The sequence below is a fragment of the Bradyrhizobium sp. 35 genome, from assembly GCF_023073215.1.
Classification (GTDB): Bacteria; Pseudomonadota; Alphaproteobacteria; order Rhizobiales; family Xanthobacteraceae; genus Bradyrhizobium; species Bradyrhizobium canariense_D.
The window spans coordinates 155,368-177,132 of record NZ_JADPJC010000168.1; the positions used below are offsets into that span (position 1 = coordinate 155,368).

Sequence of the window (21,765 nt, forward strand, 5' to 3'; positions counted from 1 at the left end):
CATCGGCCATGGTGGGCGTCGGTAGGAGGGGCCGCGGGCGTAGGGACCTGCGGCCCCATTTCTCTTTAGGAGGCTAAAATCGCTAAAATCATCGAGGCTCGGGCCGTGATCACGGCAGAGGATAAAACCGGCGCCGTCTTCGACAAGATCGCCAAAAAGATCGAAGGCATTGCCAAGTCGGCGAAGTCGTCGAAGGAAGTCGACGCGCTGACGAAGTCGCTGTCTCGCGCGCAGTCGCAAATGGCTGCGATCGACCGCTTCGCGACCGCTAAAGGCGGCTTCTCCGATGCCCGGAACAAATTCCGGGACGCACAGATCGGCGTGGAGGCGGCCGCGAAGGCAATGAAGCGTGGCGAGGGCGACGCCGCCGCGCTCGCCCGCTCCTATGAGAAGGCGCAGCAAGCCGCCAGCCGGACGTCGGCCGCTCTGGACAAGCAACGTAGTTCGTTCGTCAACGCGAAGCGGGGGCTTGAAGAATTTGGCATTCCGATCAACCGGGCCGTCGCCGCACAGGATAAGCTGCGCGCTGCCGTGGAGCGAACCAACACGGCGCTTGATCGTCAGGCTGCGCGGTCGGAAAAGTCTGCGCGACGGCGTGAAGCTGTCGGCATGGCCGCTGGGGTCGCAGGCGGCATCCTCGCGCATCAGGTCAAGCACGGTGCAGGCAACGTCATCAAAACATACCGGGAATTCGACAAGGAACGCCGCTTCGGAAAGGCGGTCATGGGCCTGTCAGACGACGAACAGGCGCCGCTTGTGTCGCAGGCGATCCACATGGGCGCCAAGACGAAATATAACGACATTCAGGTTCTGGAAGCGCAGCGCGAGCTTGCTGCGCGCGGCCTGAATAAAAATCAGGTCATGGGCATGATGGAACCGGCCGCGCAACTCGGAATGTCCATGGACCTATCCCTTCCCGACGCCGCAAAGCAGATGGAGGGCGCCATCTTCGGCTTCAAGAAGGACACGTCCACGCTTGAAGCAGCGAAGGCCGCGGCGAAGCAGACGGCCGATTATCAGGTGAAGGCGGCGAAGGTTTCCGGCATGACGCCGGAAGATATCCGCCAGCTTTACAAGTTCGGCGCGACGCCGGCCCGCATGGGCAAGATCAGCGAAGCGTCGCTTCTCGGCTTCGGCGGCGTCCTGAAGAAAGCCAACATCGGCGGCGACGAAGCCGGCGTCGCCTTCCGGGCGCTGATGGCGACCGCGCAGTCCCCGACTGCCGGCGCGAAGACGGCGCTTCTCGCGAACGGCCTGAACTATAAAAACTATCCGCACATGCCTGATAGTCTGGCGGTCGACCCGTTCGCTGACGACGTCGCCGCGCGCTATGGCGTGAAGCTGAACGGCAAAACCCGCTCGGGTCTGGGCAAGCTGTTTTCCGACAAGGACCTGATTTCCGATCCTGCCAAGTTCAACCCCGCGGTTACGGCGCTGTTGCGCGACGAATTGCAGGGCAGCGACGCGAAGTCGCTGAAGTCGATCGCCGGCGCTGCCGGGCGGTATCGTGACAAGTCCGTCAACGACGTCGACACGAACGCGTTGATTAAGGACTTGCTGCCAGAGCTGGCGAACAACCTGCCGCTGGCGAACTCGCTGTTCGGATCGAAGCAGGGCAGCCGCATTGCGACCGCGCTGGGCGACAGCGATACGATGAAGCACATCATCAACGAAATCGAACAGCACTCCGAAGGGTTCTCGGAGAAGATCGCCGGCGAGCGCATGTCCGGCTTCGATGGCGCTGTCTCGCGTTTCGAGGGCGCCGTAAAAAATCTCGAAACGTCAATCGGGCGCGCTTTCGACAATGACGGCAAGGGCGGGCTTGCAACATCGGGCGCCGATCTTGCGGGCCGCGGCACGCAATGGATGGCAGAGCGTCCGTCCTGGATGGTTGGCGCCGGCGCCGCCGCCGCTGCTGGCGGCGGCCTATATGGAGGCGTCAAATTCGCCCAAACGCTTTTCGGCGGCTTCGGTCTTTCGACTTCAGCTGTCGCGCTGGACGGGTCCGCCGCGGCGCTCACGGCGGCCGCTGCGGAGCTATCTGCCGCCGCAGGCGTCGGCGCCGCGGCCAAGGGCACGGCCGCCACAGCGGCCACGGCGGGCGCTGGAAGCGCCATCTGGGCCGCGGGCGCCGCGGCTGCGCCGTGGGTTGCCGGCGCCGCCGCGATCGGGGGCGGTCTCTTTGCCATGCACAAGTCGGTTGAAGACGCCGGCTATGACGGGCTTACCAGCGGCCAGCGCATGACGCTGCAACGCCGGGGATCAATGCGCGACCTGTACCGCCGGGAATGGGGCTACGGGGACAACTCAATCGCCCCGGAAATCTCCCCGACCATGACTTACGGGACAGGCGTCGGCGGGGACAAGGGTCAACACGTCGACGTTTCCGGCCAAGTGACCGGCGATGGAAAGCTTCAGGTCGACGTCAACGCCGGATCATCCCTGCTCGACGTCGTCAGGCGCGCGGAAGCGGCGATCCGGCTGTCCGGGACGATCAATTCGAGCGGCCCGGGATCGCTGGGCCATTCCTCGCCCGACGCATCAGCGCCTTCTCCGCGGCCGTCTACGGGGCAAAGCGGCGGGGGAGCAATGTGAGCATCGTAATCGAGGACATAATCGAAGAGATCGGCCGGGTCGCCGCTCGGTTGGCTGCGGTCGAAGCTGTTTCGATGCAGATCATGGCGCCGCTGTTGGAAGCTGTTGAGCCCGGATTGGCCGCAGAAGTCATTGCATGCATCAGAGTAGGCGTGAACTTGCCGTCACACACGGACCATCATCGGCTTGCGGCTGAAGAGTATCTGCAACGGCTGGCCGATAGCATCGAAGCGCGGGTTCGGGCGAAGATGGCGGGGCGCTGAACCGGGAAAGAACCCGCCTACCGGGAAAACGTTCTGGCTTGTTTCCCGCTCTCATCTTCCGCTAGGTCTAAGCGGACCGCCGGCAGCGCGAACTGCCGACGGCCCTGACCCGCAACATAATGGATTGGATCATGTCGCAAGCTACCGTTAGCCTACCCCAGCCGTGTTCTTCGATTGAAGCTCTTTTCACCAACCACCAAGCCGCCCTCGCCGAAAAGCGCCGGGTCTACGCCTTGGCCGAGCAAGCCGACGATGCCGACGCTGAGGCTGCCGAAGCTGCCTGCGACGCCGCGTGCGACGCCGAAGAGAGCGTGGCTGATATGATCCTCGCACGCCACGCCCGATCGCAAATCGAGTTTGCGATCCAAGCGCGCGTCCTGTTGGCGCGCGGAGCTGATCCAGCTGATCTGTTTTACTACCGTCCGGAAGACCTGACCCGCTTCATTCAGGAAGTAGCTGCCCGGTTCTAGAAACCGCAATGTCGAACGCCGCCCGGACCGAACGGATCAAGGCGCTCAGCACCCTAGCGCTCGCCATCCTTCGCCGGTGCGGCGAGCGCTGCAACATCGACCGCGCCGGCCGCAGCTGTCGGCTATCGGAAGTCGTTTATAACGAATTCCGATTGACGCGTTCTCGTTGCGATGACGAAGACCAGACGTCGACCCTCGACGTCCGCTTTCTCGGCAAGGTGGTCCTCCACGTCGAATGGACAATCGACATGGTCCTCAAGACATCGTATCGGCCCGGCGAATGGGAAGCGCTGCTTCGTCGATACGAACGCATACCGGCACTGGCCGGGCGATCGTCCACGCTGATGTAGTTCCGTCCGCGGTCCGTCTAACGATCCCGGGTTGCGCTTCTCGGCGTCCCTGATCTGGCGGGCTTCGAACATCTTCTGTTTGGGTATTCTAACATCGGCGGCGATAGGCGGTTCACAAACGCTCAATCTAAATCGACAAGATATGCTAGGACCAAGTCTTCGGTCTGAGCTTGCATAGCTGCCTTTCGATAGATGACAATCTCGGCTTCGTCAGCTCTGCGAACTGTCAACTTGGCCGTCGAGGAGCAAAGCGGGAGGCCGTTCGATGTAGTCGTGGTCAAGTCATCACGAACCCAATCCTCTTTGCACAACTCGAACGCTTCCCGGAAATTCTTTGCCTCGAAGGCGAACGTAGCTTTGCCGTCAACGTCCATCGCGAATACCACGCCCAACAAAGCAGTCATTGACACTCACTTTTCATCAGTATCGGACAACCGACCGTGCCCGGAGCGTTTTGCTTCGCTTCACATTTGCTCACGAACTGGCCGCATTTCGCGAGGCGTCCAGCTACTGTAATCGCCCTCTTTTGTCCCGCAAGCAACGTCCGCTCGTGGCTGGACCTCCGGCGGGAGAGGTGACGGCTTTGGACCGAAAAGGACGTTGACGCGGCGCAGCCGCGGTTCGCAATCCGTTCTCGGTTGCTGAGTTGTTCTCACTCGCTGCCCCGACTTTGGCTCTTTCCGAGCGCGGTGGCTTAGTTTAATTTCAACAGTGTCCTTGGTTTTCGCGTGCGTCCCGAAACAGGCTGGCCTGAACGTCCATCAGTGAAAATGAAGGTCCAATTAAGGGGATTGGTCATGGGCATCGAGCGAATGCACCCCCCGAAGTACTGGCGGGATCGCGCGGAAGAATTCCGAGCAAAGGCAAACAATTGCGCTTATCCCGAAACGCGAGACGCGCTTCGCAGTGTTGCCAACAACTATGACGACCTCGCGCGGAGCGCTGAACAAATCCGACGTACCGCTGAAGCTCGCCTAGCTCAGGAATATGCCGACGATCAGCGTGAGCTAAACGGAAGCTCCGCGGCCAGATGAATTAACGCCTCGTCGATGTGCTTCCGCCAAGGGGCATTTGACAGGCGACGCCCGCGCAAGAAGCTGGCGGCTTTCCTCGATACGCTCCCGCGTTTCAGCGATGGCAGACCTAAGCAGTTCCGCCTCCAGCCGTATCTTCCGCAGAGCTTCCTTGGCCTCGTCGCGGACGCGGCGTTCATCGTCTTCCATGCGCGCAGGATGACCTCAATACCAGCCACCCGCAATATCCCATGATAAAAGGGGGCCCTAGTTGGGGCCCTTTTCGGACTTCTGCTGGTGGCCCATCTGCGAGCTAGGAGACCATTAGCTCTCCGGCCGCTGTTCGCCGTAGACCGGACATCAGGCGGCCAGCCGCGTAATGAGTACATGCCTCAGTTTGTCAAAAAGGACAGGGCAGCGCTCCTATCGCTTGCAAATGGGGCCTGATATCTTTTCGCGCCTACTTTGAGCGATATTTTTGAAGACGCTGCAAATTTGATCGTGCCCCGGTGGGGAGTTTTATTCATGCAAAGCGATTTAAGTTGCGCCGAGCGTAACGTGGCGAGTGCCGCTGAGGTAGAAGAGTTCGCCGCCGAGCCTCTAGCAACCGGCAGACCCTTAGCTGCAAACGATAACAGTGAGGACGGGCCGTGGATGCTCGTTCCATTTCCTGACGATTGGTACGCGACGTGTTGAAACACGGTCCAATAAGCTAGCGCCTTGGCGCGGGTCGCGTCGCTACGGTTAGAATGTTCGGCTAGACGACCGCTGACTAGCAAGAAGGCAGAACGAAATTTGCCGAGAGCAGGAACACTATTGATCGCGGCGAGGTTTGTTCTTCATCGGGGGCTAAGCATTGCGGAGTTCTCTTCCATGGCTACCCAGATCGTAATGGACAGCTCAGGCGATAGCAGACATTTTTTTGAGCAAGACGACCCCAAGGGGCTCGCCGAGGCCGAACGGCGCTTCAAGATGTTTACCGGCCGGGGATTTACCGCGGCCACTCGGACGCCGGCCGGCGATCTCAAGCTGATACGGTCATTTGATCCAACAGCGGAGGAAACGCTGTTCTATCCGCACCTAGTCGGCGGTTAGAACCGTCGCAGCACCAAAGATGTTTTTGTTCGGACGTAACGTCGCCCAGGGCGCGCGTCTGCGTGCCCTGCGTGCGCTCTATCGGAGCTTCAACGAGCAAAATGGCCCGGAAGCGCGTGCACGCCGTCTTTTGCGAGAATGGTTATCTCCAGAACAGCGCGCGCAATTTGATGCCAATGGCTTTTTTGAAGTCACTGGTTCTCTTACCGGCCGTCGATACCGAATTCATCAGGGCACCATGAGTAATGTTTTGGAGCTGGATGAAAAATTCGAGCCCAAGGTGGGGTGGTGCTTCCTCCCGGAACGGGCGTTGGCAGTTGGCGATGTGATGCTCGCCCAGAAGATCGCGCTGGAAACCGACGAAGCCGCCGTTCTCACGATCGCGAAGTCGTTTTCTCCGAGACTGCCGTTTGTACCCCGAGCGGTGCGGCGCGCTCACTAGAGCTGATCATGGGCGGAGCCGCCGCTTGTGACGGCGGCGACCCCTTGCCGCGAAGGCGCCAGTACGCGAGACGAGGACGACTTCGCGACTGCATCAAGCATCGGCGCTGGGCCCGATCGGCGCAAGAACGTCCGTGCGTTAGTGTTACTTGGGCCGCGGCCTAACTACGTTTGGCCGCTTCGTGGATCGGCGTGGTGAGACCATTTCCTCAACAATTCGCAGCACCCGATCGAATTCAGACCGAAGATGTCTAGCGTGCGCCGCATCTTTTGGCTCTGAGAGAAAAGCAATCTTAACGAGGAAGCGGTTCAATCGCGATGTGACGAGGAGATTGTCAGAGTGTTGCGATCGCAAGGCGGTGATCTGTCGTCGTGTCTCAACGAGATCGAACCAGTCATCGTCGGGCTTATTCGCCAAATGAAGCTCATACCATTGCGGCGGATAAACGAAGCCGCCGCGCCGAATATCTTGGCGCGACGACCTTCGCCATGGTGAACCCGGACGGGGCAATGTCCGGTGCAGAGAGGCTAACGCTCGGCAGCTCCGGCGCAATCGAAACCGCGGGTTAAGCTTGATGTCGCCGCGGCGAGTTAATTCTGGAACCGCTACCGCAGTGCGTTGAGAACGTCCAACAATGCCCGTGCATCCGGTCTAGGAAGTCTGGGGGGCGCGAAGGTTCAAAAGATCGGACGCCGGTCGCGGCCCTGCGGAATGCTCGCCGACTTGACCCACTTGCCGGTCGGTGCGTTTATCGTTCGACAAAAATGAGGCGGCCCATGCGCAAGACATTACGTTGGCTTTTGCTCGGCGGTGCGACAGTGTCCGCGGTCGCGTCCGCCACGGCGCAGACCTACGATCCCAGATACCCGGTTTGCCTGCAAAGGTGGGTCTGGGGTGGCAGCACATACTTCGAGTGCAAGTTTACATCGTGGGATCAGTGCCGGGCAGCGGCGGCGGGACTTCCCGCCATGTGCTTGGACAATCCGTATTGGCCCCGAGGCTATTCCAGATCACAAACCGGGCCGCGGTAGATGATGATGAGTGATGTTACCTTCGGTAGCTTCGTCCTACTGTTGAGGATCGCCGATGTCGAATGCGCCTAGACGATATTCTTCGCCCACCGATTGCTCGTCGGCCATTTGCGTGATCAAGGTGAATGTCGCGTTGGGATATCGCGTCCACACTTCGATGTCGTCCGCCGTGACGGTTAGATAGCCGAAAAAGCATCTGTAACGGCCGGGCTCCGTCATGCGGCCGATCTTTTCCCAATTGATCTTGTTAACGCGCACGCGCTAGCTCCACTCGTTTTCTGGCAGCGAGCCGGGCGGCGGTTTGAGTTCTTCTAGGCCGGTTTCGATAATTGCTATTTCGTCTTGGACGTCCTGAACAGCGTTCGCGGGATTGATGCCGGAGACCGCCTGTAGTTCGCCCAGCACCTTGCGGCGATGCGCTAACAAATCTGCCAATGCACGTCGGTCCCGCACCTTCACGTAGCCGGCGACGATCATTTCCATGGCCTGTGACACGTTCGTCGGTTCTCAGCGGTTTGCGCCTATCGCGGGCGGCTAAGTTCTGTCAGGCCGGCTTCGGTCAAACGATATTCGAGCCCTTTGCCGGTTGAGCGTCGCTCCATCCATCCGTTCCGTAGAAGGGCAAGCTTTGTTCCGGGGTGATCGGTAAGCTTAGAAGAAGACACCCAATCGCGGTCACGGAGAGGATCGAGCATTTGCCGGTGATGCTGATTGAAAAGGGCCCTGCGCCTTTCCTCCTGACCGATGTCTTGACCTATCGCTTCAAGCGGGTGTTCGGCTTCCATGGCCGTTTGTTGCCATCGCATGGTTTACGATCAGTTACGGAGCGGGAACAACCGGCAATCTTTTCTAAATGGTTCGTGGATAGTGTTCTGCGGCATGGATCATGAAGGCGCATCTGATTGGTTCGTTCCTGCTCTCAGGCGAAGCTACGCTCGTCTGGCAGCGTGGATGACGCGCGGTAATCGCGTGCCAGAGCCGAGCCGCTTGCCGGCGCCGCCGCGCTCGGAACAGCCAACTCGGTTTCCTGACCCACCCCGGCGCCCGGCGCCGCCGCGTATTTAGGCGTTGAGAGCGTTGCGCATGACGAACAATCGCACATCGACGCGTCCGTGGTTGCCGGACGAAGAGGCGGAACTGCTCTCGCTCTTTGGCGAAGGCGCCACAGCTGAGGAGGTCGGCGAACGGCTAGGCCGCACCCGGCAAGCGGTTTACGCTCGCTTGCAGCGCTTTCAAAGACAGCGCGGGCGAGCGAGTAGGAAGAGTGGGAAAATCTTTGCTCAGTCACTAGAGTGATCGAGCGGCGGCGGTCGACTATAAGGTGGCAAGGTCACATCCGCAGCGGATTAGGTACCGCCGATCCGATCGCATTGAGGTCGACAAATGACCAGCCCGACTGATGACGAATTGCGCGCCGCGGTCACCGCCGCCATTGAGCAGTGGAAGACGTCGCGCCAGCTTCCTTACCTGTCGCCGAGCGATTGTGAGACGTTGAACAAGTTGATCGTCACCGGACTTCAAACCGTGTTGTTCCAGCGTGCGAAGGCCTTCGACAAGAGTTAGAATGCACAGCTTGATAGTCAAACCCGGCGGAAATCGACGACGCGATCTTTAAGCAAAGCATGCGCGCGAAAGCCAGCGTTCATCCAAGCCTTCGCCTGAGTGTCATAGTCTCAGCGCTAGCCAGAAATTCGCTTGGCTTCGGCAAAGACTTCAAAATTGGCCGGCACTTACGCGGCGACGTCGAACGACGCGATCAGGGTACGCAGGTCGTTGGCCAACTGGCGATAGTGTTCGCTCGCACGCAGATAAAACTCGCGCTTACTTCCATCCGATCGCCTGGCGATCAAATCGCACTCAGCTGCGAGGCTCTCAAAACGTTCCAATTTGGCTCGAAAACCGATCATGTGCCATTCCCCCAAAACTCGCTACCAAAAGGGACGGAGACGATATTCGCGGAATTAGGCAAGGGCAAGCATCGTTATATTGCCGTACGAATTTACCGGGCCGCGAATTTCGTTGGGGCCGAGCTGTGCGCAGTACGTACATGTTCATCGAGGGTTCGGATGCTGACCGCGTCACCGCAGAAGCAGCGCGCAATCCCCTCCGACTGCTGTGTGGGCAATGGTAGAGCAAGATCGTGCATTCGGTCTTTCCAAGCCGTCCAGTCGCGTTGACGACGCCAAGCCTCGTAATTGGCGTCCGTGAGCGTGGCTGCCAACTCCTTCCAAGCAGCTTGGAAGTCGCCCCGTGCGCCGTCAAACATCTCGGCTATCCCGCTCCGATGCTTGCCCGGATCAATGCCGGGGTGAAAAGCCGCAGGACCAGCCCCATTGTGGGGCAGAATTGGGGACACCGGCGCGACGCCCGATCACGCCGACCCGGACGTCCCCGAAATAGATCAGCCACGTTTCGCGATGGGGATTATCTTTGCTGCGGCGGCGGGTGAGCGGAGGCATGCCGCCATCAAAGCGGTAACGGATGAGGCTTGCAAATTGTCAATTGCTTGCGTGTCGAGGTGTGGTCGACACGCTGCCGCTCGTGGGTGTGGACAATGGCCGGCGGGCATCACTGCCGCCGGCCATCGCTTCGCGCTACCGTGGCTGGGGGGCTAATCGGCAGCGCTTATCGCAAGCGTGCCGGGCGCCGATTAACAACTCGCTAACCAATTCGGGCGGGCTCTGGATATTTCGCGGGCAACAACGCGGCGCGCACCGCCCCGCGATGGTGGTGTTTGTGAGCGGTAACCTTACCTCAATCCTTATAGCTGTACGATTTGCCATCGCGGATTGGTGACGAGTACCGCGGGACGCATGGGCAATCGAGAACCCGTTAGCCCTACGCGGCTGGCGGGTTTTTCTTTTAGGCGCGCAACCGAATTCCTGCTGCTCGGCAGAGTGACCGCCCACCCCCGTGAGAAGAACCGAAGGCAGAGAGAAGCAGTGCAGGAGCGTCGCCAGACAAGACCGCATCGAGACAAACGAGGTCGCCTACATCTTCGGCGACGGATTGAGTATAGTTGCCGCGTCGTCGACATTACCGATCACGGTGCATCAATCGAGCTGCCCGCATCAGCTGGGCATACTATAAGAGACCGGTTCAAGGTCATGATTGAGAAGGATCGGCTCGACAGAAACTGTCGACTAATCTGGCGTTCAGGCAGCCGTATCGGTGTTGAGTTTACGGATTGACGTGTAGGCGATTGCAGGACGCTTGATCCTGCGGCGGCGGATCAGCTGCGGGCGGGGAAAGCCGGTGTACAAGGAACTGCTGGCCGCCCGGCGCGTGTGCTGCGCGTGTTACGCTGGACTAAGTAAAGGCTGAGCAATGAAAAGCGCGCTTGCGGGCAAAACGGGCGCGATCATTTCATTGCTAGATGGACGAGGGCTGAAGAAATGAAGCGGGTTTTGGCAGCTGTATTGCTGTTGATGGCGAGCGCACTTGCTGCAAGCGCTCAAGATATAGAAGCGCGGCTCACCCATCAAAGCATGGAACTCTATTTTGACTGCCTTCAGCGCGCGGTGACTAAGCTGGATGATTACATGTCCGACGCTGGAACAATCGCGCGCGGGGCCATGGGAGCCTGCAACGAGGAGGCAAACGACGTGGCGCTGCTCTCGGCCGGCCGTGACGGGCGGCTTGCCAAGCCGCTCCGTGAATTCATCGATGCAAAGGGCCTTGAATTCGGGACGACCTATGTGCTGAAACATCGAGCAGCGCGGCGCTCCGTTCCCCCGCCCGCGTCACCCAAACCGAAGGCAAAGCCAAAGCCCAAAGGCGAAAGCATCTAAACATCTCATTTCCTTCGCGGAGGGAGCGCGACATCGACGATCGCGCCCCCGCCGTCTCTGGTGAACGCCTGACATCCAACCATTGCATTTGGAAGAACGACGCTAGCCTGCTCTTCGGCCTCCTTGAGCGCAGCACGGTGGCACCGATGCGCCGCCGCTTCCAATTTCTTCGCATCAGCGCCGGTTACGGCGCTTCCTGCGGTCGCCACCAGCGCAAACCAATCATTCGGAGGAAAGCCGCTCGCATCCCAGTTCAGGGAAACATAGGTCACGAACTTTGGGTCGCAGATCATGACCATGTCAGGTTTTCGGAAGAAGACGCTACCGCCAGACGGCGAGAAGTGATCGAAATGCGTATTCGTCTGTTCGATGATCCGCGCCGTTATTTCTTTGCATTCCGGCGTCTCGGCTGAATGCTCGCCGGCGCGACCGGCGAGCGTTCCCAGCATCAGCAATGTCGCCGCAAATAACGAAGGAAGTAACAAGGAGCGCATAATTGAGCCTCAGCTTAGCGATCTCTCGAAGGGTGCACTAAACCGTCGCCCTATCATCAATCGACTGACAGCTCGTGAACCATGTCTTCGTGTTCTGCTGGTTCTCCCCCGGCCAAGTTCATTTCAAGCAGATGAGCCAGTATCTGCTCATCGGAGCTCTCCGACGACAAATCATAGGCTGCCGCTACCGCGCGATTGAGATCATCATGCGCATTTTCAAGCCAAGTGGGCATCTCGTTGTAGAGATCAGTCAGTGTCCGCCTCCTTAGCGTATCTGAGGCGGCTTCGTTTGTCGGAATGACGCGGTCGGGATAGCCGGGAACGACCTCCGGCGCGATCCTGACTAAGTCGGGCGGGTTTAGCCATCTTGCTCGAAGTTCGTTCAACCGGGCGGCCGCCTCTATGATCGTCGGAGCAAAAGGGCTCTCCGTCTGAGCTTTCACGGAGAGGTCTGGCGTTAGCCCGGCCGGAAATGGAAAGGTCTCGAAAGTGACGCCAATGTTGTATCGGCGCTGATTGCCCTGTCCCAGCCGGTTGCCCTGTGCGGTCGCCCACACCTCGTGAATTCGCGAAGACAAAATTCCAAAGATCAAATCGTCATCGCGCGTGATCGCGAATAGGCTGCCTTGTATGCGCACTGTGTTGGGTACGAAGGCAAAGACGCGGTGTTCAGAACTCTCCGGCGTCACCAGAAAGCGCCTCTTGCCGGTCAGCGCGCGTCGCATTTCGGGTCGAGGACGCTGAAATTCCCAATAGCGACTTTTGAGACGTTCTTCGTCACTCCGAGACTTTTTCGGATCGTTTCTAAATGGCACGACCCTATTCCGGATAATCGCGAACGGCGCTTCGTACAGAGCGGCCTCGCGTTCTGTGAAGCTGGTGCCAAAGTCCACGCACCACCTGTCGCTATCGCGCCCGACGATATCGTCGATGTCGTACAATCTAGCGATCACGTCCGAGTTTGATCTCCCATTCGGATTGGTTGGGAGCGCGAGCAAACCTCGTGCCTCCGCGCCGTCAAAATCGAACGGACCGGTAAGCTTGACCCCCTGAAATGCCAAGCCGCGATTTGCCGGCAACTTACGCGCCTGCGTGACATCTATGCCCGAACTCAAATCCGGATTGATGTTTGCCACAGGCGCGCCGTTCAGCGTTAGCGTGGCGCCAAGTCGTTCGTTGAGTTCCGGCGAGGCCGCACACACAATGCTCACTCGAACCGCCGCCCCGTCGACGACCCACGGCTCGTTGGTCCAAGCATCAAAGATAGTTCGCCCTCGCGCCGATAGAATATCCAAAGGGCGCCTGCTCGCACCCTTAGCAATTGATTTCGTTGCAACGAGACCGAACGCCTGAATTCTGTCGCTCAACAGAAGCTCTGTCGCCTTTTGCACCCAATAGACGACCAGATCGGCACGGCCGGCAACGCGCCCCTCATATGCCGCGCGCAATCGATCGGTGTAAGCCTCCCCAAGAATGAATTTGTGTTGCCGATCCCCGAGAAACGGCGGATTGCCGACGATTACGTTGGCATCGGGCCATGCGGCCTCAGTCTTGTCGGCATTCAGCACCGCATCTCGACATTCGATATTATGAAGCGGCTTCAATATGGGGCGATCGGAAACGCCAAATCCGTTGCGGCGCATCCATTGCAGTTCGCCGATCCAAACTGAAACTCTGGCCAGCTCGGCGGCATAAGGATTGATTTCGACGCCTAGAACTGCTTCCGGCCCCACGGCAGGCGCGCGCCTAGTGAGCCCGAGCAATTCGGCCTCGATGTTTGCGCGATGCTCCAAGTCCTTCAGCGCCAGGAGAGCCAGATAGAGGAAGTTTCCGGAACCACAGGCTGGATCAAGAACCCTGAAGTTTCGCGGACGCTCCAAAAAATCTGTGAACAGGCGCACGGCCGAACGTTTTGCGGTCTCTTCGGCACGGCGGGCCGAGGCAAATACCTTTCTGGCTTCCGATTGCTTGCTGGGCGTCCTCTGCTGCGCTTCCGCTACATCGGCCATTGCCTTGGAAATTTGCGCTTTAGTGTTCTCCCATTCCTTCAGCCACGGCTGCACGATCACGGGCTCAACGATCCTCATGATCTTTTCCCGGTCAGTGTAGTGTGCGCCAAGTTGAGATCGCTTGCCGGGGTCAAGCCCGCGCTCGAATAGGGTTCCCAAAATGGAAGGATCAACTTCAGCCCAGTCAAGCCGCGCCGCGTTCAACGCGATCGCGATGTCATCGCTATCCAACGGCAGGGCGCCGTCGTCGTTAAACAGGCCACCGTTGAACCAAGCAACTTGTTCGAAGCCGACCCGGCCGCCGGACTGCATCGCTTTGAACAAGTCTTGGGCTAAGGCCTGAAATTCGTTTGGCCGGGTCGCAGCGTGTTCAAGCATGCGCTTGAACATCTTATTCGGCAGAAGGTCCACGTCCTCTGCGAACATGCAAAAAACGAGGCGATTGATGAAATGAGCGACGGTTTCCGCGTCGTGGCCGCGATCGCGCAAACGCTGCGCAAGCTTGTGAATTCGCCGGCGGCCTCTTCGGTCAGCGCCTGCCGCGTCTTGCCCGGCCGCAGTCGCTCGGGATCGGTGAAGACCCACTTCAACTGCTCGCGGATCTTAGCGTCGCGCAGGTCCTCAAGCTTGAACTCGTACTTCTTGGAAACGCTGTTGGTCCAGTTCGTATGGATACGAAATTGGTCCATGTCAGATACGACCAAGAGCGGCGGGTTCTCCAGCGCGAGTGCATACTGCTGAAGCTGCGCGAACGCGGCGTTCAGGTCCTTCCGCTTGCCCTTGTATTCCCAGCCGAAATGGGCGCGCTTCCAAACGTCGGCCCAACCTTCGCCGCCGGTCGTTTTCGTTGCGCCCTTCTCGAAGGCATACCAATCGCCCTTAGGATCGACGTCTGTCGGCGCAGGCTCTCCGAGCATGCGGCACAGGTCTATGAAGTGGGATTGCGCTGCGGCGCGCTCGGTTAGTTCGGCGCTCTTCCACTTGGCGATAAACTGATCAGGTGTCACTACCAGATGCCCCTAGGGAAATGGCGATGGAGAAGCTCTAAGGGCGGAGGACTTACTGAACGTCCGACTTTTTGGTCGTAATCTGTAGGTCGTCTCTGTGCAATCGGTCCATCAGGTAGAACAATCCTAGCGCCGTCACCGTCACTATGTGCGAAATCCAAATGGCAAAGCATAGAAGCAGAGCGCCCCGAACGAACAGCAGAGAGCCGCCCAGAAGTGTTGACCAATTTGCGGTGCTTATTCCGACCACGAAGGAGATCGCTAAGGACAACAACAACGTGGAGGCGGCTAAGTAGCCGAAGATCATGCACGCGAATTCACGTCGGGTTAGGGCCTCTCGATTGATCGTTCCATCCGCTTCCTTCGTAATTAAAACCACCGGCCCGGTCTTTATCGGCTTATCCAGATCGGGGTGGAGAAAGGTCGCCGCCGCCACCAATGCCGCCACGTAGAAGCCGGTTAGTCCAGCGGTCAGCGTCAATATGCGATCTAAGAACCCGTTTGCTTTGAAGAATGAAGCGCCGCCCACGACGATGAACGGAATTGCTATCAGCAATGCGAGCACAAACGTCGGGATTACGTCGATGCGGCGCTTATCCGCATTCGAGAGCCGGAAGTACTGGATAGGGTAAAATATTCTCCACATTGAACCCTAATCCTTCTTTGCGAACAGGTCCTGAGCATTCTCAACCAGCTCTTCGTTCACGACATCAGTACACGTAGCTAGTGGCTTTTTGGTAGTCACTGGGATCGATCTAACGAATAGAACGTCCTTAGCGTCCTGAGTGCGAGCGATCGAAATCAATCGAGACCGATCTTCTGGCAAGTCGAGCCTCACGCGCATCTCGCTCCAATCGACCATCCAGTCCTTGATCCGGTTCAGGGTCTGGATCACCTGATGCGGCTTGTCCGCTCGGATCATGAGCTTCATTCGTTGCTCACGTGGCTCTACTAGGCCGCCGGTATCAAGACCTGCAATTTGGCCGGGGCGGACCAATTCTACATACGGGACTTCACTCCCCTTCAACGCCGAACCAACAGTGTCGGACGGGACCCCGTCAAAACCCACAATGGAATATGTTTCTTTTTCCTCCTTCTTGTCGCGGAATGAATATTTGAACTGACGAACTGTGTTCCTCAAGACGTTGTGCATGTAAGTCCGGCCTAGTCCGGGCACCTCTTCCATGAGCGCCCGATAGGTCGGATTTGGCAAACGCTGCTTCTTGAGTTGCACAAAGAGGTGTGCCGAGACCGCTGGATATTCGTCAGTGCCGATCTCCACTGGCCTAAGCTTCCGCGTTCTTCGATTTTCGAGTACTTGCGCGCCGGCGGCGGGATCGCTCCGTCTAAAGAGGAAGATGGCAATATTGTCCTTCTCCCGAACGTCCAGTTTCGTCAGCCTAACCTGATCGTCAATCCGCACATCAAATATAGCGCCATCATTCTTGATGGCCTTTTGGAGGACCGTTTGCACGTCAACCTCCTCGCCATCGGCGACCAGTTCTAATGGGGCAGCTTTCTGGTGGTAAGGACGGAAGGACAGATGGTGACGAACGAAATACCTAGAAAATTTATCTATGAGCGCCAATTCGAAGTCCTCCCCCAAGAAAAACGATTTCATAGGAGAAGATTGATTGCAACCGCAACGTGCGAGGGACGATCAGCTGACCGCGTGCTGTCGCAGTTGTGGATAACTTGACCGCTAGATCGCATGTCAGAATGAGTTCACTGCCAAGCAGGCTCCTCGACCGAATGGGCCCCGCGCACGACGCGTGCTTACCCGGTGCTTACACAGGCGCTGACGAAGATCGCGGGAGTTAAGGACGCTCCGGTATCCTACTGAGATCATTCTGTAAAATGGTCGGAGCGAGAGGATTTGAACCTCCGACCCCTAGTCTCCCAGACTAGTGCGCTAACCGGGCTGCGCCACGCTCCGAACGTCGTTCCATTAGCTAGGATCGCCGCTTTGCGCAAGGCGAGGTGACACCATTTTGCTGTCTCCGCCGAAAGGCCTCGGAACTGGCCCAAAGCCGACGGAGTCCGGCGTCAGGCGTCCTTCAATGCCTGATCCAGCATTTCGCGGCAGGCGATGAGCTCGGCGAGCACCCGTCCGAGGCGCTCCCGGTGGATGGCGCTGGGGCCTGCGGGCGCGGCGGGGGTGCCGCCCTTGCGGAAGGTGGTGAGGATTTCCTCGTCATCGGTCTCGGAGAAGCGGAAGTCGATGCCCTCCTCCTCCTCGCCCTGGTAGTCGTCATCGTCGCTGTCGCGGGCGCCGCGGACGCCGGTCTCCTCCTCGGGCTCCATCAGGCTGGCGCCGACGGCGTCCTCGATGGCGCCGAACGAGACCGCGGCCGCGCTGTCGGCGAGGCCCTGCACCGATTTGACGCCGTGCTCTTTCAGGATCCGCTGCACCCCGCGGATGGTGTAGCCCTCCCCGTAGAGCAGACGGCGGATGCCCTTGAGCAGGTCGACGTCGTCGGGGCGGTAATAGCGGCGGCCGCCGCTGCGCTTCATCGGCTTGATCTGGGAGAATCGGGTCTCCCAGAACCGCAGCACGTGCTGCGGAATGTCGAGTTCCTGCGCTACTTCGCTGATGGTTCGGAACGCATCCGGCGCCTTGTCCAAATGCCAAATCCTTATCCAGAGGGCGGATTACGCCTCGGGTTGCGCCTTGCTGGCGTCGCCATTGGTGCGGTGCTGGGCGTTGATCCGCTGCTTCAGGATCGCCGACGGCTTGAACACCATGACCCGGCGCGGCGAGATCGGCACCTCGGTGCCGGTCTTCGGGTTGCGACCGATGCGCTGACCCTTCTTGCGGACCATGAAGGAGCCGAACGAGGACAGCTTCACCGTCTCGCCCTTCTCAAGGCAATCGGTGATCTCCTTCAGCACGAGTTCCACGAAGGCAGACGATTCCGTGCGCGACAGCCCCACCTTCTGGTAGACGGCTTCGCACAGATCGACACGCGTTACGGTTTTACTTTGATCGGTCATCGCCCTGCCCCACATCACGGCGAACAATTGTTGTCTGAAATTATGAGCTTACGATACAGCGGTCAACAGCGCTCATCAATGCAGGCGCATCGATAATCCGCGCTGATTCGGGCAAAATTTTACCGAGTGTGGCTTACCAGCGCACCAGCGCGGAGCCCCAGGTGAAGCCGCCGCCCATGGCTTCGAGCAGAACCAGGTCGCCGCGCTTGATGCGGCCGTCCTTGCGCGCCACCGACAGCGCCAGCGGGATCGAGGCCGCCGAGGTGTTGCCGTGAAGGTCCACCGTCAGCACCACCTTCTCCGGCGCGATATGGAGCTTGTGCGCGGACGCGTCGATGATTCGCTTGTTGGCCTGGTGCGGCACGAACCAGTCGATGCTGTCGGCATTGAGCCCGGTCGCCTTGAAGGCGTCGACGATCACGTCGGTGATCATGCCGACCGCGTGCTTGAAGACCTCGCGGCCCTCCATGCGAAGATGGCCGACAGTCTGGGTCGAGGACGGGCCGCCGTCGACGAACAGCTTCGCCTTGTGACGGCCGTCGGAGCGCAGATGCGTGGTCACGATCCCGCGGTCGGTCGCGGCATTGCCCGGCTGCTCCTGCGCCTCCAGCACCACCGCACCGGCACCGTCGCCGAACAGCACGCAGGTGCCGCGATCGGTCCAGTCGAGGATGCGCGAGAAGGTTTCCGCGCCGATCACCAGCGCGCGCTTGAAGGCGCCGGTGCGCAGGAAATTATCGGCGGTGGCGAGCCCGAACACGAAGCCCGAGCACACCGCCTGAAGGTCGAAGGCCGCGCCATGGTTGATGCCGAGCCCGTGCTGCACGGCGACCGCGCTCGCGGGGAAGGTGTTGTCAGGCGTCGAGGTCGCGAGCACGATCAGGTCGATCGACTGCGCGTCCACGCCGGCGTCCGCGAGCGCAGCCTGCGCCGCCTTCAGCGCCAGATGCGAGGTGAACTCGCCCTCGGCCGCGATATGCCGCTCGCGAATGCCGGTGCGTTGCACGATCCACTCGTCGGACGTGTCAATGCGCGCCGCCAATTGGGCGTTGGTCACCACCTGCTCCGGCAAATAAGAGCCGCAGCCCAGCACGACCGAACGAATTTGAGTCACGAAACAGCCTCCTGCGCGGCCTGCACGGAACTGAGTGCACCACCTTCGCGATTGAGCATCTGATTGATCTTGTTGAGGAGATCGAATTTGACCATCTCATAGCCAACATCGATCGCATAGGCAAAGCCTTCGGCAGCGATTCCGCCATGGCTCTTGACCACGATCCCGTTCAACCCCAGCAACACGCCGCCGTTGGATTTGTTCGGATCCATCTTGTTGCGCAGGGCCTGGAAGGCGTTGCGCGCAAAGAGATAGCCGAGCTTTGACAGCCAGCCCCGCTTCATCTCGTCCCGGAGCAATTCCGCCATCTGCCGCGCGGTTCCCTCCGCGGCCTTCAGCGCGATGTTGCCGCTGTAGCCCTCGGTGACGATGACATCCGCCACCCCCTTGCCGATGCCGTCGCCCTCCACGAACCCGAGATAGTCGAGCTCGGGCAGGTTCCTGGCGCGCAGGATTTCGCCGGCCTCGCGAATCTCCTCATGCCCCTTGATCTCCTCGACCCCGATATTGAGCAGGCCGACCGTGGGACGCTTTTTGTTGAACAACACGCTGGCCATCGCCGCGCCCATGATGGCGAGCGACACCAGATGATGCGTATCGCCGCCGATGCTGGCGCCGAGGTCGAGGACGACGGAATCGCCGCGCCTGGTCGGCCACATGCCGGCAATGGCCGGACGGTCGATGCCCGGCAGCGTGCGCAGGTGGAAGCGCGACATCGCCATCAGCGCCCCGGTATTCCCGGCGGAGACCGCAACATCCGCCTCGCCCTTTTTCACCGCATCGATGGCAAGCCACATGGACGAGGTCCTGCGGCCGCGCCGCAGCGCCTGGCTCGGCTTTTCCTCGCCGCTGACCGCGACATCGGTGTGGATGATCTTCGAGGCCGCCTTCAGCGCGGGGTGGCGGTCGAGCTCGGGTTCGATCTTGGCGCGGTCCCCGATCAGCAGGAATTCGATCTCGCGATGCCTTTGGAGCGAGATGGCGGCGCCTGGGATGACCACCGCGGCGCCGGCGTCGCCCCCCATGGCGTCAAGCGCGATGCGAACCTTGCTTGGCATAAAAGTCCTGGAAACCTGGGTCTGGTGCGGTCTTGAACGAGCGGGGCCGCAAATGGGTTCGCCACGAACATGGCGGTCGGTCAAGCGCCACGCCGCACCCGGACCGGGGCGCGACAATAGCGTTTTGTTATCCCGAAACAACCTCTTGCCCCCAGCCTTTTGCATTCGGGAGCATCGGGCTGCGGACGGACTAATTCACAAGAAGTACATCAAAATCAAACGGATAATCGAGCTTTTCAAACCACCGCCGCAAACATCTCGCCCCGTCCCGAAGCGGTCCTCTGGAGAAGGTGGCACCTATTTGTCTTTCTTCCCGTCCTGAAGTGCCTTCAGGACCGCAAAGGGGTGGTCCTCCGGATCGGGGGCGATAACCTCGGGCTCAAACACGACCCCCGGCTTGCGCGGATAGGGATCGACCGCCAGGAACAGGGCATCGGTGGCAAGCCTCCCAAGGTCGATGATGCCATTGACGATCGCCTCCGGCGGGTCGGCGACCTGCTCCCGATCGTCGTGCCCCTCCTCCATCAGGTCGGCCAGGCGGCGGACCTCGGCCTCGGGGGCGAATATCAGGTCCACCTCCTCGTCGATGTCGCTCTCCATCGGGTCAAGCGTGACCACACAGGTCTGGCCGATCCGGGCGCGAACGTGCCCCGTGACCTGGATCCGGTTGCCGCTTTTCGGCACGACATCGAAATCGGCCTGGACCGAGATAACCTCGCGCAAGCCTGCCGTCTCAGCCATGGCCTGCCGCTCGGCGGCCGAGGCCTCGAGCTTGCGATGCAGGCCGGTATCCGGGATCTGTGCAACGATGACGGGCACCCGCCAGGGATCGGGCCCGGATGCTGGTATCGGTCGGGTCATGGCGTCACATCCTCAGGAAGCGCTGGAGGAAACTTGAAGGACGCACCCAGCAGTGCGGCCTCGCCGGTCTGGGCGAGGTTGGCCTCGGCCGCCCTGGCATAGGCTGCGAGCTGCTGCGCCTGGTCCATGCCGGCCCCATTCAAGATATTCTTGCAGATCGCGGATGCCAGCGCCTCGCCGCCGCCTTCCATGGCCTGATCGTAGGCCTGGACCCGGCCGTAAAACGCCTCGCCGAAGGCCCGCATCCGCTTCGGCACGGTCTGGTCGCCTATCCCCATCTCGCGCAGATTGTCGTCCATGTCCTCGCAGAAACGGTCGAACAGCGCCTGCGACAGCTCGGTGGCGCTCTGGACCGTGCGCAGGCGGCGCAGCAGCAGCCAGAGGTGCAGCAGCAACAGATCGAAACGCCCGTTAACGGTATCCGGCACGCCCAAGTCGCGGTAAAACATGGGTTCTCGCGCCTGCGTCACGATCATGCCATAGATGGCTTCAATGGTGCCCGGCGAGGCTAGGCGGGGTTTCCTGAAGTGATTGAACGGCCAAAGCATTGTGGTTTCCGCAAGCGGGCGCGCCCGTGTTGCATTCAGAGCCTCCGCCCGGTACTTCAGCGCCTCGCGCGACGCAAGGGGACGGAATCAGTTCCGCTATGACGATAACGAACCAGACCAGCCTGCGTGCAGACAAGCCGCGCGGCCTTCATGCACGTTGGCGCGGCTTGCGCCTTTTCGCGGCCGCGGCCCTGGTTGGCGCCGCGCTTGCGGGCTGCACCGGCGAGCAGTTCCAGAAGGGTTACATCCTGCCGCCCGGCGCACTGGAGCAGATCCCGATCGGTGCGAGCCAGGACCAGGTGCTGATCGTGATGGGCACCCCCTCCACCGTCGCAACCCTCGACGGCGAGGTGTTCTATTACATCTCCCAGCGCTCCGAGCGCATTGTCGCCTTCATGAACCAGAGGGTGGTCGACCAGCGCGTCATCGCGGTCTATTTCGACAAGAACCGGCGTGTGCGCCGGCTTGCGAATTACGGTCTCCAGGACGGCAAGATCTTCGATTTCATCAGCCGGACGACGCCGACCTCGGGCCAGGAGATGAGCTACCTCACGCCGATCTTCAAGCTGCTCAGCTTTAACTGAGCCTTCAGCCTGCGGCTTCGTGCGGCTTGCCGTTGCGCATACGCTT

At 60.0% G+C, this 21,765-nt stretch carries 26 protein-coding genes and 1 tRNA gene; 11 read left to right on the top strand and 16 right to left on the bottom strand.

Features of this window, described 5'->3' with window-relative positions; all coding sequences use genetic code 11:
• The first annotated feature begins 105 nt into the window (after positions 1–105).
• From IVB36_RS39340 to IVB36_RS39355, 4 genes are all read left to right on the top strand, one after another.
• The gene (locus IVB36_RS39340; protein ID WP_247395056.1) at positions 106–2,595 is read left to right on the top strand and encodes a phage tail tape measure protein; all 2,490 of its coding nucleotides are present in this window, start codon (positions 106–108) and stop codon (positions 2,593–2,595) included.
• A complete protein-coding gene (locus IVB36_RS39345) occupies positions 2,592–2,858 on the top strand; it encodes a hypothetical protein (RefSeq protein WP_247395058.1) in 267 nt (88 codons plus the stop codon). Before IVB36_RS39340 ends, IVB36_RS39345 begins: the two co-directional genes overlap by 4 nt.
• Before the next feature lie 131 nt (positions 2,859–2,989).
• Positions 2,990–3,328, top strand: coding sequence for a hypothetical protein (locus tag IVB36_RS39350; protein ID WP_247395059.1), 339 nt, complete (start codon positions 2,990–2,992; stop codon positions 3,326–3,328).
• 8 nt (positions 3,329–3,336) lie between these two features.
• Positions 3,337–3,678, top strand: coding sequence for a hypothetical protein (locus IVB36_RS39355; RefSeq protein WP_247395061.1), 342 nt, complete (start codon positions 3,337–3,339; stop codon positions 3,676–3,678).
• Positions 3,679–3,800: 122 nt separating this feature from the next.
• Here the strand turns inward: IVB36_RS39355 and IVB36_RS39360 are convergent, their stop codons facing one another.
• Complete coding sequence (locus tag IVB36_RS39360) at positions 3,801–4,082, bottom strand: hypothetical protein (protein WP_247395062.1); 282 nt, start codon at positions 4,080–4,082, stop codon at positions 3,801–3,803.
• A gap of 1,482 nt (positions 4,083–5,564) precedes the next feature.
• Between IVB36_RS39360 and IVB36_RS39365 the strand changes: the two genes are divergently transcribed.
• The 3 genes from IVB36_RS39365 (at position 5,565) to IVB36_RS39375 (ending at position 7,259) form a co-directional block, all read left to right on the top strand.
• Positions 5,565–5,786, top strand: a complete 222-nt coding sequence (locus IVB36_RS39365) for a hypothetical protein (RefSeq protein WP_247395064.1) — start codon at positions 5,565–5,567, stop codon at positions 5,784–5,786.
• 19 nt (positions 5,787–5,805) lie between these two features.
• Positions 5,806–6,228: a hypothetical protein gene (locus IVB36_RS39370; protein WP_247395066.1), complete on the top strand. Its 423-nt coding sequence runs from the start codon at positions 5,806–5,808 to the stop codon at positions 6,226–6,228.
• Between the two features lie 776 nt (positions 6,229–7,004).
• Positions 7,005–7,259, top strand: coding sequence for a DUF3551 domain-containing protein (locus tag IVB36_RS39375; RefSeq protein ID WP_247395067.1), 255 nt, complete (start codon positions 7,005–7,007; stop codon positions 7,257–7,259).
• Positions 7,260–7,295: 36 nt separating this feature from the next.
• On the opposite strand, the gene IVB36_RS39380 is transcribed toward IVB36_RS39375, so the two are convergent.
• Together IVB36_RS39380 and IVB36_RS39385 are read right to left on the bottom strand one after the other, a co-directional pair.
• On the bottom strand, positions 7,296–7,517 hold the full coding sequence (locus IVB36_RS39380; protein WP_247395070.1) for a hypothetical protein: 222 nt from the start codon (positions 7,515–7,517) through the stop codon (positions 7,296–7,298).
• Between the two features lie 3 nt (positions 7,518–7,520).
• Positions 7,521–7,742, bottom strand: coding sequence for a hypothetical protein (locus IVB36_RS39385; protein WP_247395073.1), 222 nt, complete (start codon positions 7,740–7,742; stop codon positions 7,521–7,523).
• 212 nt (positions 7,743–7,954) lie between these two features.
• On the opposite strand from IVB36_RS39385, the gene IVB36_RS39390 reads away from it, so the two are divergent.
• Both IVB36_RS39390 and IVB36_RS39395 read left to right on the top strand, forming a co-directional pair.
• Positions 7,955–8,149, top strand: coding sequence for a hypothetical protein (locus IVB36_RS39390; RefSeq protein WP_247395076.1), 195 nt, complete (start codon positions 7,955–7,957; stop codon positions 8,147–8,149).
• Between the two features lie 493 nt (positions 8,150–8,642).
• Complete coding sequence (locus tag IVB36_RS39395; RefSeq protein ID WP_247395078.1) at positions 8,643–8,822, top strand: hypothetical protein; 180 nt, start codon at positions 8,643–8,645, stop codon at positions 8,820–8,822.
• 167 nt (positions 8,823–8,989) lie between these two features.
• Here IVB36_RS39395 and IVB36_RS39400 read toward each other — a convergent pair whose 3' ends face one another.
• A complete protein-coding gene (locus tag IVB36_RS39400; protein WP_247395081.1) occupies positions 8,990–9,166 on the bottom strand; it encodes a hypothetical protein in 177 nt (58 codons plus the stop codon).
• Between the two features lie 1,488 nt (positions 9,167–10,654).
• On the opposite strand from IVB36_RS39400, the gene IVB36_RS39405 reads away from it, so the two are divergent.
• A complete protein-coding gene (locus tag IVB36_RS39405; RefSeq protein ID WP_247395083.1) occupies positions 10,655–11,050 on the top strand; it encodes a hypothetical protein in 396 nt (131 codons plus the stop codon).
• A 5-nt stretch (positions 11,051–11,055) separates the two neighbouring features.
• On the opposite strand, the gene IVB36_RS39410 is transcribed toward IVB36_RS39405, so the two are convergent.
• The 12 genes from IVB36_RS39410 to IVB36_RS39465 all read right to left on the bottom strand — a co-directional run bounded on the left by IVB36_RS39410 (position 11,056) and on the right by IVB36_RS39465 (position 21,135).
• Positions 11,056–11,544 (bottom strand): hypothetical protein, encoded by a 489-nt coding sequence (locus tag IVB36_RS39410; RefSeq protein WP_247395085.1) that lies wholly within the window; start codon positions 11,542–11,544, stop codon positions 11,056–11,058.
• 56 nt (positions 11,545–11,600) lie between these two features.
• Positions 11,601–13,979, bottom strand: coding sequence for a DNA methyltransferase (locus IVB36_RS39415; RefSeq protein WP_346731082.1), 2,379 nt, complete (start codon positions 13,977–13,979; stop codon positions 11,601–11,603).
• On the bottom strand, positions 13,886–14,560 hold the full coding sequence (locus tag IVB36_RS39420; RefSeq protein ID WP_247395088.1) for a type IIL restriction-modification enzyme MmeI: 675 nt from the start codon (positions 14,558–14,560) through the stop codon (positions 13,886–13,888). The genes IVB36_RS39415 and IVB36_RS39420 overlap by 94 nt, the downstream gene beginning before the upstream one ends.
• Before the next feature lie 52 nt (positions 14,561–14,612).
• Positions 14,613–15,206 carry a hypothetical protein gene (locus IVB36_RS39425; protein WP_247395090.1) on the bottom strand — a complete coding sequence of 198 codons (594 nt, stop codon included), beginning with the start codon at positions 15,204–15,206 and terminating at the stop codon, positions 14,613–14,615.
• Positions 15,207–15,212: 6 nt separating this feature from the next.
• Entirely contained in the window at positions 15,213–16,181 is a 969-nt protein-coding gene (locus tag IVB36_RS39430) for a hypothetical protein (RefSeq protein WP_247395092.1), read from the bottom strand.
• A 237-nt stretch (positions 16,182–16,418) separates the two neighbouring features.
• Positions 16,419–16,496, bottom strand: a tRNA-Pro gene (locus tag IVB36_RS39435).
• Positions 16,497–16,606: 110 nt separating this feature from the next.
• On the bottom strand, positions 16,607–17,185 hold the full coding sequence (locus IVB36_RS39440; RefSeq protein ID WP_018456840.1) for a MerR family transcriptional regulator: 579 nt from the start codon (positions 17,183–17,185) through the stop codon (positions 16,607–16,609).
• Between the two features lie 27 nt (positions 17,186–17,212).
• Positions 17,213–17,554 carry an integration host factor subunit alpha gene (locus IVB36_RS39445; protein ID WP_018456841.1) on the bottom strand — a complete coding sequence of 114 codons (342 nt, stop codon included), beginning with the start codon at positions 17,552–17,554 and terminating at the stop codon, positions 17,213–17,215.
• Between the two features lie 133 nt (positions 17,555–17,687).
• A complete protein-coding gene (locus IVB36_RS39450) occupies positions 17,688–18,668 on the bottom strand; it encodes a beta-ketoacyl-ACP synthase III (RefSeq protein WP_026233249.1) in 981 nt (326 codons plus the stop codon).
• Entirely contained in the window at positions 18,665–19,726 is a 1,062-nt protein-coding gene (gene plsX / locus IVB36_RS39455) for a phosphate acyltransferase PlsX (protein WP_018456843.1), read from the bottom strand. Before plsX ends, IVB36_RS39450 begins: the two co-directional genes overlap by 4 nt.
• 297 nt (positions 19,727–20,023) lie before the next feature.
• Positions 20,024–20,587 carry a DUF177 domain-containing protein gene (locus tag IVB36_RS39460; RefSeq protein WP_026233250.1) on the bottom strand — a complete coding sequence of 188 codons (564 nt, stop codon included), beginning with the start codon at positions 20,585–20,587 and terminating at the stop codon, positions 20,024–20,026.
• Positions 20,584–21,135 (bottom strand): ubiquinol-cytochrome C chaperone family protein, encoded by a 552-nt coding sequence (locus IVB36_RS39465; RefSeq protein ID WP_026233251.1) that lies wholly within the window; start codon positions 21,133–21,135, stop codon positions 20,584–20,586. Before IVB36_RS39465 ends, IVB36_RS39460 begins: the two co-directional genes overlap by 4 nt.
• A 98-nt stretch (positions 21,136–21,233) precedes the next feature.
• Between IVB36_RS39465 and bamE the strand changes: the two genes are divergently transcribed.
• A complete protein-coding gene (gene bamE, locus IVB36_RS39470; protein ID WP_018456846.1) occupies positions 21,234–21,719 on the top strand; it encodes an outer membrane protein assembly factor BamE in 486 nt (161 codons plus the stop codon).
• Positions 21,720–21,765: the final 46 nt, after the last annotated feature.